We start from the raw sequence: 11185 nt of genomic DNA on the forward strand, positions 1-11185 counted from the left end.
TTGGCTTCAACCTGTCTTTGCCGGTGCATATTTCGTTCGCTGATGGGCGACGAAGGCGCGCACGGCGGCAGAACTTTCCGTCTTGCGATAGGCAACGGCCAGATCCGATGTCACCCGGTTGCGTGTCAGCCGCAGATATCGGACACCCGGCAATCGCAGGCACGATAGCGATTGCGGCCCGACGGCCGCGCCAAGCCCCACCGCCACCATGCTGGCGATGGTGGTGAAATCCCTGCCCGTCGCGCTGATAATCGGTTCAAACCCGGCCGCCTGGCAAGCATCCAACGTATTGGAGTGAAAACCGACATCGGCCGGCTGGCGCGGCGTGATGAACGTTTCCGCAGACAGTGCGGCCAGGTCCACCTCTTCAACGGAGGCAAGCGGATGGATTTGCGGCAGAGCGATCACCAATGGCTCGCGCAGCACGGTCATCGTCGTCACTCCGGCTGGCACGGCGACAGGCGGCCGGATGTAACCAAAATCCAGCTCACCCTCGGCGATCCTGGTCAGTTGCATGCGCATTTCCATTTCCACCAGTTGCAGCTCGATATCGGGGAAATCTGTGCGGAAGGACGAAAGTGATTCCGTCAGTACCCCGGCATAGGCAACCGAAGCGACATATCCGATGGAGATGCGCCCGGTCTGGCCACGTCCTACGCGCCGCAACTGAGCCAAGGCCGCATCCGCCTGCGCCACGATCTTGCGTGCTTCATCGAACAGAACCTGACCGGACAGCGTCAGTTGGACCGAGCGTTTCGACCTGTCGATCAATGGCAGACCCACCAGCGTTTCGAGATTGCGGATCTGCTGGCTCAGTCCCGGTTGTGCAATCCCCAGCCGACCCGCCGCCCGCTCGAAATTCTTCTCTTCCACCAGCGCAATGAAATAACGCAGATGCCGCAATTCGAATTGGCTTGCGCGCGGTGTCTTTGGGGCGGCCATGACATCCTCATGTGAATAATCTGTGCTTATGCAATCTTCCTTCTTTCATAGTTGATAGTTCTGAAAAATCCATCTCCCGATTATTGGATCAGGTGAATGCCACGCTGTAAAAGGTGAGCAAATAAGTCTAGATTGATGGTCCGGGTGCAACTGCGCATGCGGACGATGTTGCGGGGGCGCATAATGATCCTGTCGAAAACCCATTTGATGCTTGCCGCATCCGTAACTTCTGCCGCTTGCTTCGGCACCGGACAGGCGTTTGCGCAGGATGCCGCAGGAGCGACGACGCTTGCGCCGATCGTCGTTACTGGCAACGGCGAAGATCCTAAAGGTCCGGTGAAAGGATATGTCGCCAAATCCAGTTCGACGGCATCCAAGACCGGCACGCCTTTGGTCGAAACCCAGCAATCCGTATCGGTGGTTACCAGAGACCAGATCGAGGCGCAGAACGCACAGACCCTCGGTCAGGTATTGGGATATACGCCCGGCGTCGTCGGCCAACCCTTTGGCGCCGATCCTCGTTTCGACTCTCCGATCATTCGCGGTTTCGATGGCCGTCAGGCGCAGTTTCTCAATGGGCTGAGAATGATGCGAACCGCCGGTGCACCGGCCTTCGAAACCTATGGACTGGAGCGTGTCGAAGTGCTGCGCGGCCCGGCTTCGGTCATGTATGGTCAGGGCAATCCGGGTGGCATGGTCAACCAGATCAGCAAGCGCCCGACCTTCGAACGTTTTGGCGAGGTGGGCGCCCGGGCCGGCAGCTATGACTATTATGGCGGCTTCTTCGATTTCGGCGGCGCGGTGACGGAAGGTTCTGATTTTGCCTATCGGCTAACCGGGCTTGCCAGGAACGCCGGTGCGCAGACCGACAATCTCGACAATGACCGGTTTTTCATCGCGCCTGCGCTGACATGGCAGCCTGACGACGATACCAAACTCACGATCCTGACCAGTGTCCAGCGCGACAATCCCAGCACGCCGTCGGGCCTGCCGCCACAGCTGACATTGAATGCGACGAGCTACAAACTGCCACGCGACTTTTATGTCGGCGATCCCAGTTTCGACGATTCGAAACGGACCATGGTCAATCTCGGATACGAGTTCGAGAAGCACCTTAATGAGACCTGGACGTTCCGCCAGAACCTTCGCTACATGGATTTCGACTGGGATTACACGGCGCTCGGCATGTCGACTGCCGGCCTCGCTGCCGATGGCCGCACGCTTCGCCGCAATGCCACCTTCCAGAACGAAGCCCTGCGCACGTTCAATGTCGACAATAATTTCGAGGCGGATTTTGCCACCGGCGCCGTTGATCACAAGCTGCTCGTCGGTCTCGATTACCGCTATTTCGACAACAATGTCCGCACCCAGTTCTGGCAGGCAACGACGCTCGACATGCTGGCGCCGGTCTATGGCGGACCGATCAACCTCATCTCACGCACCACCGATACAACGGTCGATAGCCAGCTCTGGCAGGCCGGTGTCTATGTGCAGGATGAACTGGCTATCGAGAACTGGCGCGCCACTCTCGGCCTGCGTCACGATTGGTCTGGGACATCAGGCACGTCAACGAGCGCCATTACCGGTATCGCCCGCTCGCTCGACCAGACCGACCAGAAACTGACCGGCCGCGCCGGTCTCAGCTACCTCTTCGACAATGGCATTGCGCCGTATGTCAGCTATGCCACTTCCTTCGAACCGGTTGCGGGCGCAAACAGTTCTGGCGAGCCGCTGAAGCCGACCTCCGGCGAGCAGGTGGAGCTTGGCGTCAAATACCAGCCGACCGACTGGAACGGCTTTTTCGCAGCCTCGGTTTACGACCTGAAACAGCAGAACGTGTCGCGCACCATCAATGGCGTGATTTCGCAGATCGGTGAAGTGAAGGTACGCGGCCTTGAGCTCGAAGGTGTCGTCGGCCTTGCGGAAGGTCTCGATCTGCGCGCCGCCTATAGCTATACCGATACGGAAATCGGTTCGGGTGCGGACAATGGCAAGCGTGTCGAAAACGTGCCGGAACATGCGGCTAGTCTCTGGGTCAATTATACCTTCCAGCAGGACAGCGCGCTGGAAGGTCTGGGAATCGGCGGCGGTGTGCGGTATGTCGGGCAGCGTTACGGCAATAGCGCCAATACCTATAATCTCGATGCGGTGACGCTGGTGGATGCCGCCGTCAGCTACAGCAAGAATGGCTACAAGGCGTCCTTCAACGTGCAGAATATTGCAGACGAAAATTACCTCGCCAGCTGCAGTGCGTTCGGATGTTATTACGGCGATGGCCGCACATTTATGGGGAAAGTTTCCTATAGCTGGTAAGTCCCAAACACAGCAGTCACGATCGGTTTCGATCCGGCGTCGGGATTTTGTTCTCGGCGCCGCTTTGTCATTGCTGCCCGCCGGGCTGCCTGCCGGTCGCCTGAATGCTGCAGAGCCGTCACCGCGGGTCGCGGCTATCGACTGGGCCATGCTGGAAACCGCCATCGCTCTCGGTGTGATGCCGGTGGCCGCCACCGAACTCATCCAGTTCCGCTCGGATGCCGTCGAGCCGGCCATTCCCGACAGCGTCATCGACCTCGGGCTGCGCGGCTCCGTCAATCTCGAGCTGCTGCATCTGGTCAGGCCCGACCTGATCCTGATCTCACCCTTCTACACGCGTCATGAGGCAGCACTGTCCGCCATCGCGCCGACCATGTCCTTGCCCTTTTACATCAAGGGCGAGCCACCTTTCGACAAGGCAATGGCCGCCGTCAGCGCGCTCGGCGAGCGGTTGGGAAGAGCCGAACAGGCGGCGCGCGTCACGGCGGATGTTTTTCGCACGCTCGACACCATGCGTCAGTCGCTCGCACGTTTCGCCGATCGGCCCACCTATCTCGTCAATATCGGTGATGCACGGCATGTCCGCATCTTTGGCACCGACAGCATGTTCGGTGATGTCCTGTCTCGGCTCGGTCTGCGCAATGCCTGGAACGATCGCTCTCGCTTTACCTTCGCCGCGCCGGTGCCGATCGAACAGCTGGCGGCCGAAAAAGATGCCCGTATCGTCATCGTTTCCGAAATCCCCGTTCAGTCCCGCCGTGATCTGCGCGAGAGCATGATCTGGAACGCGCTGGAGCCGGTGCGTGAAGGTCGCGTCCTGCAGCTCGGCAATATCGCTCCCTACGGTGGCGTGACGGCGGGCATGCGGTTTGCCCGGCTTTTTTCAGAGGCGCTTCTCGGTGATGGACATCAGGCCGAAGGTGCCGGTCGATGAAATATTCTGTCTGGCTCGTCCCCTTGATCGCCCTCCTGGCGGCCATCGTTCTCTTCGTGCATGAGGCATCGCTTCTGGTCGAGCCAAGCCGCTGGGCGGATATCATCTTTACCACGAAACCCTTGTCGATGGACGAGGTCATCCTCTTTTACGGTGTCTTTCCGCGTGCCGCCGTGGCGCTGGCGGCCGGTGCCGCACTGGGCTTGTCCGGCGCGCTTTTGCAGCAATTGCTGCGCAATCCGATCGCCGATCCCTCGACGCTCGGCATTTCCGCCGGCGCCCAGCTTGCCATCGTCACCGCCACGCTGTTCTTCCCCGAGTTCCTCGATGGCAACCGCACGTTTGTCGCGCTGTTCGGCGCAGGGGCTGCCGCGGCCATCGTCTTCGCGCTTGCATGGCGGCGCGCGTTCGAGCCGGTCACCATGGTCGTCTCCGGTCTTCTGGTCGGGGTGACCGCTGCCGCGTTTTCTGCCGCGCTGACACTGGCGCAGGGCGAATACCTGATGTCGCTGGTCACCTGGAATGGCGGCTCGCTCAGCCAGCAGGACTGGTCGGTTTTCCAGTCGCTCTCGGTCGAATTGGTGGCCGCCGCCATTCTCTCGGGCCTGTTGTTGCGGCCACTGCTTCTGCTTGGCCTGGGCGATGCCGGAGCCCGCGCGCTTGGCGTCAATCTCGCCGGCATCCGATTTGCCGTTGCGACGGTTGCGACGGCGCTGGCCGGTTTCGTTGCCGCCGGTGTTGGCCTCGTCAGTTTCGTCGGTCTTGCCGCACCGGCTCTGGTGCGTGGTTTGGGTATCCGGCGGCCGGCCATGGTCGTGTCGCTATCGCCTTTTGCCGGGGCACTGCTTCTCTTCCTGTGTGATGGTCTGGTGCAATATGTCGCCAGCAGTGCCGGCGAAACCTTTCCGACCGGCGCCGTCACGGCATTGATCGGCGGGCCGCTGCTGCTGTGGCTTCTGCCGCGCGTGCGCACCATGGAATTGCATGAAAGGCCGGCACTGATCCTCAAGCCGATCCCGTTATACCGAGGCCTGCCGGTTTTCGTGCTCGCCGCCATCGCCATCGTCATCCTGGCGCTGGTGGTGGCCCGCACCGGTGCCAGCTGGATTTTTCTCGACATCGGCCAGGTCGCCGATCTGGCATCCTTGCGTTGGCCGCGCCTGCTGGCTTCAGCTGCTGCGGGGGGCTTGCTGGCGCTCACCGGCGCCATATTGCAACGCATGACCGGCAATGCCATGGCCAGCCCGGAGGTGATCGGCGTCAGCGGTGGTGCCGGCCTCGGTTTTGCGGCTGCACTTACCTTCTGGCCGATGGGCGGCGCGCTGACGCAACTGGGCGGGGCAGGGGCCGGCGCGCTGATCGTCATGGCGGTGGTTCTGGCCTTTGCCAGCAGGCGCCACCTGCCGGCGGACAAGCTGCTGCTTGCCGGCATTGCCATCGGCTCGCTCAGTTCCTCGGTTCTTGCCGCCCTGATGGCGATCGGCGATCAGCGATCCTGGCAGATCCTTGCCTGGCTTGGCGGTTCCGCTTCGACGGCAACGGCGGGCACGGCAATGCTGCTGGCCGCCATTGCCGTGGTCGGGCTGCTGGTGTCGTTGTTCGTTGTGCGCTGGCTCGCCGTCCTGCCGCTCGGCGCGCCGGTTGCGCGTTCACTCGGCGTATCGGTGCCGGTCAGCCGTGTCGTGCTTCTGCTGATCTGCGGCATTGCCACCGGTGCCGCCTCGCTGCTCGTCGGGCCTTTGAGTTTTGTCGGCCTGATTGCGCCGCATATCGCTCTGCGCGCCGGCTTCGTGCGCGCCGGCGATCATATGGCCGCCTCCTTCCTGCTCGGCGCCGTGGTCATGGCGTTTGCGGATTTTGGCGCCCGTACCGCGACTTTTCCGTATGAACTGCCGCTGGGTCTGTTTGCGGCCATGATCGGCGCACCCTACCTCATCTGGCTGGTGGCGCGGGGCGAGCGATAGCGATTTGATGCCGCCGGTGCCGGCTCTGGAACGATAGGCAGACTCCGCCCTTGGTGATCTTCGATTTTCAAAAAACGCCCGCTGTCGTTGCGGGTTATGCGGCCGGGGCACGCCCTGTGCCTCCTAATTTAATTTTATAATGGCGCACGACGTGCCCCGTTCGGTGGTTTTTCCGCGCAACTCCGGTCCTTCTGCGGCGACTCGCTGTTATTGGTTATTAGATCGAGCCGGTTTGTGTGCGACACACGCACGCCCCGCCATCTTTCAGACGAGAGGAAGACCATTTTCTGCGCAGCCCCGCGTGGATCACCTGCATCAGGGCGTCCCATGCGATCACCGGCTCTATCTCGCCGGCAATGCAGACCGGTGTAGCCGAAACAGAACGCGATGAGTGTCGCACATTCTGGAAATGCGGGGATGAACTCGGAGTCAAGATATTGATATCGTTGAATCGACCCTTCAAAACGTCCCCGGGCTTTTGTCAATTTCGCTATCTGAACGTCGCGATAGCGCCTCTCACACCGAGTATTCTAAAACACCCGCACCTTCGCCCCGATGCCGACGCGCTGGTAGAGATCGATCACATCGGTATTGGTCATGCGAAAACAGCCCGATGACGCAGCCGTGCCGACGGTTTCCGGCTCGTTGGAGCCGTGGATACGATAGAGCGTATCGCCGAGATAAAGTGCGCGGGCACCGAGCGGATTGTCCGGGCCGCCGACCATATGGCGGGGCAGGTCCGGGCGGCGGGCCAGCATATCGGCGGGCGGGCGCCAGTCCGGCCATTCGCGCTTGGCGCTGATGCGCTCACTGCCGTGCCAGCCATACCCTTCCTTGCCGACGCCGACCTGATAGCTCTGGGCAAAACCGTTGGCCTCGATCAGGTAGAGACGCCGGGCACCGGTGTCGATCAGGATCGTACCGGCGGCTTCGTTGCTGTGGTAGGCGATGCGCTGACGTGTGCTGCGATCGGCATTCTCCCGATGAGATGCCGTCGGGGCTGATGGGGAGGATGCGCCCGGTCGTGTCGGTGAAAACAGGAAGTCGATATAACCTTCATCGAATGCCGGACGCGTGCCGGATTGCGCAAAGGCGGGTGCCGCGGCCAGCAGCAGCGACGCCGTCAGTGTGAGCAAGCGGTTGGAATATGTGCGCGGCATTGTCTGTCGTCCTCGGTATAACAATCAGATCAGCTTGGCGGCGACCAGAAGGTCGGCGACGCGCTGGAACATTTTTTCGGGCACCGGTTCGCCGGTGCGTGCGGATTTTGCAATCGCATCCGCCAGCGCCGTTTCGCGGATGACCGGGATATCGGTGAGAAGCGCCTCGGTGATCATGGTGCGCGACTGGCTGGGGCTGGCGCGGGCCACGATCATCGGCACCGGTGTTTCACCACGCACATAACGGATGCCGACCGTCCAGCCATCCGGTGCGCCGACGATAAGCGAGGCGTTCATCAGACCGGTCTTGGTGGCATAGGCCTGCATTTCGCGGCGTTCCTTGCGGCGCTGCTGCAGGATGGCCGGATCGCCTTCGGCATCGCGGCGCTCACGTTTCTGTTCGCTCTTGGTCATCTTCAGGTCACGCTGGAACAGCCAGTGCTGCACCAGAACGTCGATCAGGCCGACGATGATGAAGGCGATGATGGCGGTGATGATGAGCGGTTGCAGCAGCGCCTTGAACGTGTTGGTGATGCAGGGTTCGCCGCAGGTGGAGGACAACATCAGCGCCTGCAGGCCCATGCGGAAGACGATGACGAAGGCGGTGGCGAGAACCGCGACCTTGAACAGCGCCTTGATAAACTCGACGACGCTGCGCATCGAAAAGATACGCTTGGCGCCGGAGACCGGATTGATGTGCTCGAAATTCGGGGTGATCGGCGTGACGGAAAAGACGAAGCCGCGCATGACCACGAGATTGGTGAGCACGATGGCCGCCACCGTGACGGCCAGAAGCGGCACCGCCAGATTGGTCATGATATTGCCGGCAAGCGCCAGAACGACCGGCCACAATTCCGCAAAGGGATCGGTGTGGACACGCCGTGCGATGAGATCCAGCAAGGCCTCGATTTTTGCCTGTTCGGCGGTAAGCGAAAAGGCGAGATAGGTGATGGAGGCGAGCAGCATTATGCCGGCCACCAGATCCTGGCTCTTGGAAACCTGACCTTTTTCGCGGGCATCGCGGATCTTCTTGTCGGAAGCCGGCTGGCTTTTTTCCTCGCTTGTATCGCCGCTCATGAAATGCTCCGTTTCGAAACATTGTGAGGCTGCAAATAAGGGAAAGTCGCCGTTCGTCGGTTGTCAGCCGGTGCCGCAGCGGCTAGAAAAACGCCGGACCTAACGGACGGGATGACATGCGGAATCACTCTTTGAACGCCCTGGTTCTCTGCGGGCTTATGCTGGGCGGGCTTATGCTGGCCGGCTGCACCACCACCAGCGAAACGGTGGAAACCGGCCCCACCAACGAGGAAGCCCGTCTCATCAAGCTGGCGCAGGATATCGAGCGGCGTGGCGACAAGACCACGGCTGCCTCTCTTTACGAGCGTGCGGCGCAATCCTCCAAGGACAAGGTCGGCGCCTATACGCGGCTCGGCGATGCCCAGATTGCCGCCGGCGATCCCGATCAGGCGATCGGTTCCTTCCGCAAGGCTCTCGATGTTTCGCCCAATGACGGCAAGGCTCTTCTCGGCCTCGGCACCGCGCAATTGCAGGCGACGCAGGTGGAAAGTGCGGCCCGCACGCTGGCGGTCGCCGCACCTCTGGTGAAGACCTCGACGGCCTATAACCGTCTCGGCACGGCGCTGGTTCTGTCGGGTGACGGGCAGGGTGCCGAAAACGCCTTCGGCCAAGCCCGCAACATCGATCCGGGCAATCTCGACACGCAGTCCAATCTCGGTCTGGCGCAGGCGATTTCCGGCCGCAACGATGCGGCCGTTTCGACGCTGCGTGCGGTCACGCAGTCGCCGCGTGCCGAAGCACGGCACTTTCGCAATCTGATGCTGGCGCTGACGCTGGGCCAAAAGGACAAGGATGCGGCGGCCGTTGCCGTGCCGGATTATCCGGAAGCCGAAAAGCGCACCTTCCTGGCGGAAGCGCGAAAAGTCCGCACGATCAAGGAACCGGCGGCGCGAGCCCGCGCCATCGGCCTGCTGGCGTCCAGCTAAGGCTGGACGGCCACCCATCAGTTCATTGATCCCGTGGTGCTGACATCGCGCTGGTCGTCCGGCGTCTGCGCCGGTTTGACGCCATCGATGCTGTTGCGGGCGGCGCGCACGACCGGGGCGGCCATGGCGGGACCCGTCTTGCGGCCCTGCACGAGATCGCTCTCTCGCTCCACCATCAATTGCAGGTTCATGTTGTTGGCGCAGCCCGGCGGCAGATACATCGGGTCTTCGGTGACATCTGGCGTCACGCAGGCATCCGGCACGAGGCGGCCGCTGGCCTGTTTTTCATAGCCCTTGCTGACCGCACCAGACCCTTGCGCATAATGATAGTTCGGCGAATAGGGCAGGGGATCGCGTTCCTTGCTGTTCTGGCAACCTGAAAGAGCCAGCGTGGCAGTGATTGCGAGGGCAAGGCGTGGTCCGGTGATATAAGTCTCAATCGACATAGAAGCCGAACCCCTTGTTGATTTTCGTGCGTTTGGTGGCGACCGGGCCGGAGAGTGCGCCGTTCGGGCTGTCGAGCGGGGTCTTCATGGCTCGCGCCTCGACCGGCTCCACCAGATAGGGCGTGATCAGGATGACGAGTTCGGTCTCGTTGCGCTGGTAACGCTTGGATTTGAAGAGATCACCGAGGATCGGCATGTCGCCCAGCATCGGCACCTTTTCGATATCCTGCGAGGCATTGCGCTGGAAAAGGCCGGCAATCGCAAAGGTCTGGCCGCTGCCGACTTCGACGGTGGTATCGGCGCGGCGCACCTGCAATGACGGGACCTGAAGGTTGGCGATGTTGACCATGCCGCTGGCAGACAGGCTCGACACTTCCGGACGCACTCGCATGTTGATGCGGCCGTTCGGCAGTAGCGCCGGGGTGAACAGCAGCGATACGCCGTATTGCTTGTATTCGATGCCGACCTGTTCGTTGGTGACCGGCACCGGTACAGGGATTTCGCCGCCGGCGAGGAAGCTGGCGGTTTCACCGGTCACGGCGGTGATGTTGGGTTCGGCGAGAACCGTCAGGATGCCGTTCGATTGCAGGGCTTCGAGCAGCGCATCGACGCGGCTGCCGTTCCAGGCCGCGCCGGCACTCAGCGCATTGGAGGCGCCGCTTGCCGCATCGCGGGCGAGATTGCCGCCGGAGACGAAACCGAAGGAAAAATTGCCGGCGCTGACAAAGGCATCCCAGCTGACGCCGTAGCGCAGCAGCTGGTTGCGGGAGACTTCGGCGAAACGGACGCGGATATTGACCTGATTGGAGCCGGACACGGTGGTGTTGTTGATGGCGGGCTTGTTTTCCGGTGCATAGGCCTCGATGGTGCTCGAGGTGTCCATCGCCTCCTGCATCGTGTTGGCATGGCCCTTGGCAAAGGGTTGTTCGCCGAACAGCGAAATCTTGATCGTGCTGTTGGGCTGCACGGCGCGTTGCGCTTCCTGCACGGGGCGGGAATCCGGCATGACCCAGAAATCCACCGAGCCGCGCGTCTGTTCGTCGGGGCTGAGCGCGATCAGGTTGGTGCGGCCGGTTTTCAGCGCAAAAACGTAGACGACGCCGGGGGAAACGACGCGCACGTCGGCGATCTTGGCATCGGCCATGAAGACGGATTCGACCGGCTGATCGAAACGCAGGATGCGGCCCTGGCCGAGCGGCATCGCCACCGCTTCACCGGCCTTGGCATCAATACTGAAGGATTCTGCGCGGACCTGCGGAGCAAGCAGACAGAAGGCGAGGAAAAGCAGAAGGAAAAACTGTCCCTTTGCCAGGATGGTGGATCTCGTCATTCTTGTGGTCGTCTCCCCACGTGCCGTGTCATTGTGCCGTTCCATGGCGCGTTGTCGTTTTGGACAGTGGCCAAAGAGATTCGCCCGGCACCC

General features: G+C 61.6%; 9 protein-coding genes. 4 read left to right on the top strand and 5 right to left on the bottom strand.

Going from position 1 to position 11185, the window contains the following annotated elements:
* Positions 1-6: 6 nt before the first annotated feature.
* The gene (locus ACRQ1B_RS14085; RefSeq protein ID WP_432294312.1) at positions 7-942 is read right to left on the bottom strand and encodes a LysR family transcriptional regulator; all 936 of its coding nucleotides are present in this window, start codon (positions 940-942) and stop codon (positions 7-9) included.
* Between the two features lie 183 nt (positions 943-1125).
* Between ACRQ1B_RS14085 and ACRQ1B_RS14090 the strand changes: the two genes are divergently transcribed.
* The 3 genes from ACRQ1B_RS14090 to fhuB all read left to right on the top strand — a co-directional run bounded on the left by ACRQ1B_RS14090 (position 1126) and on the right by fhuB (position 6153).
* On the top strand, positions 1126-3255 hold the full coding sequence (locus ACRQ1B_RS14090; RefSeq protein WP_432294313.1) for a TonB-dependent siderophore receptor: 2130 nt from the start codon (positions 1126-1128) through the stop codon (positions 3253-3255).
* A gap of 64 nt (positions 3256-3319) precedes the next feature.
* Positions 3320-4189 (top strand): ABC transporter substrate-binding protein, encoded by an 870-nt coding sequence (locus ACRQ1B_RS14095; protein ID WP_432294314.1) that lies wholly within the window; start codon positions 3320-3322, stop codon positions 4187-4189.
* On the top strand, positions 4186-6153 hold the full coding sequence (fhuB, locus tag ACRQ1B_RS14100) for a Fe(3+)-hydroxamate ABC transporter permease FhuB (RefSeq protein ID WP_432294315.1): 1968 nt from the start codon (positions 4186-4188) through the stop codon (positions 6151-6153). Before ACRQ1B_RS14095 ends, fhuB begins: the two co-directional genes overlap by 4 nt.
* A 530-nt stretch (positions 6154-6683) precedes the next feature.
* On the opposite strand, the gene ACRQ1B_RS14105 is transcribed toward fhuB, so the two are convergent.
* Both ACRQ1B_RS14105 and ACRQ1B_RS14110 read right to left on the bottom strand, forming a co-directional pair.
* The gene (locus ACRQ1B_RS14105; RefSeq protein ID WP_432294316.1) at positions 6684-7313 is read right to left on the bottom strand and encodes a L,D-transpeptidase; all 630 of its coding nucleotides are present in this window, start codon (positions 7311-7313) and stop codon (positions 6684-6686) included.
* Between the two features lie 24 nt (positions 7314-7337).
* Positions 7338-8390, bottom strand: coding sequence for an EscU/YscU/HrcU family type III secretion system export apparatus switch protein (locus tag ACRQ1B_RS14110; RefSeq protein ID WP_432294317.1), 1053 nt, complete (start codon positions 8388-8390; stop codon positions 7338-7340).
* Between the two features lie 131 nt (positions 8391-8521).
* Between ACRQ1B_RS14110 and ACRQ1B_RS14115 the strand changes: the two genes are divergently transcribed.
* The gene (locus tag ACRQ1B_RS14115) at positions 8522-9316 is read left to right on the top strand and encodes a tetratricopeptide repeat protein (protein ID WP_432294319.1); all 795 of its coding nucleotides are present in this window, start codon (positions 8522-8524) and stop codon (positions 9314-9316) included.
* Between the two features lie 17 nt (positions 9317-9333).
* Here ACRQ1B_RS14115 and ACRQ1B_RS14120 read toward each other — a convergent pair whose 3' ends face one another.
* Together ACRQ1B_RS14120 and ACRQ1B_RS14125 are read right to left on the bottom strand one after the other, a co-directional pair.
* A complete protein-coding gene (locus ACRQ1B_RS14120; protein WP_432294320.1) occupies positions 9334-9762 on the bottom strand; it encodes a hypothetical protein in 429 nt (142 codons plus the stop codon).
* Positions 9752-11092: a type II and III secretion system protein family protein gene (locus ACRQ1B_RS14125; protein WP_432294321.1), complete on the bottom strand. Its 1341-nt coding sequence runs from the start codon at positions 11090-11092 to the stop codon at positions 9752-9754. Before ACRQ1B_RS14125 ends, ACRQ1B_RS14120 begins: the two co-directional genes overlap by 11 nt.
* Positions 11093-11185 lie beyond the last annotated feature (93 nt).

The organism is Endobacterium panacihumi (assembly GCF_050847465.1).
In the GTDB taxonomy this organism is placed as follows: Bacteria; Pseudomonadota; Alphaproteobacteria; order Rhizobiales; family Rhizobiaceae; genus Neorhizobium; species Neorhizobium panacihumi.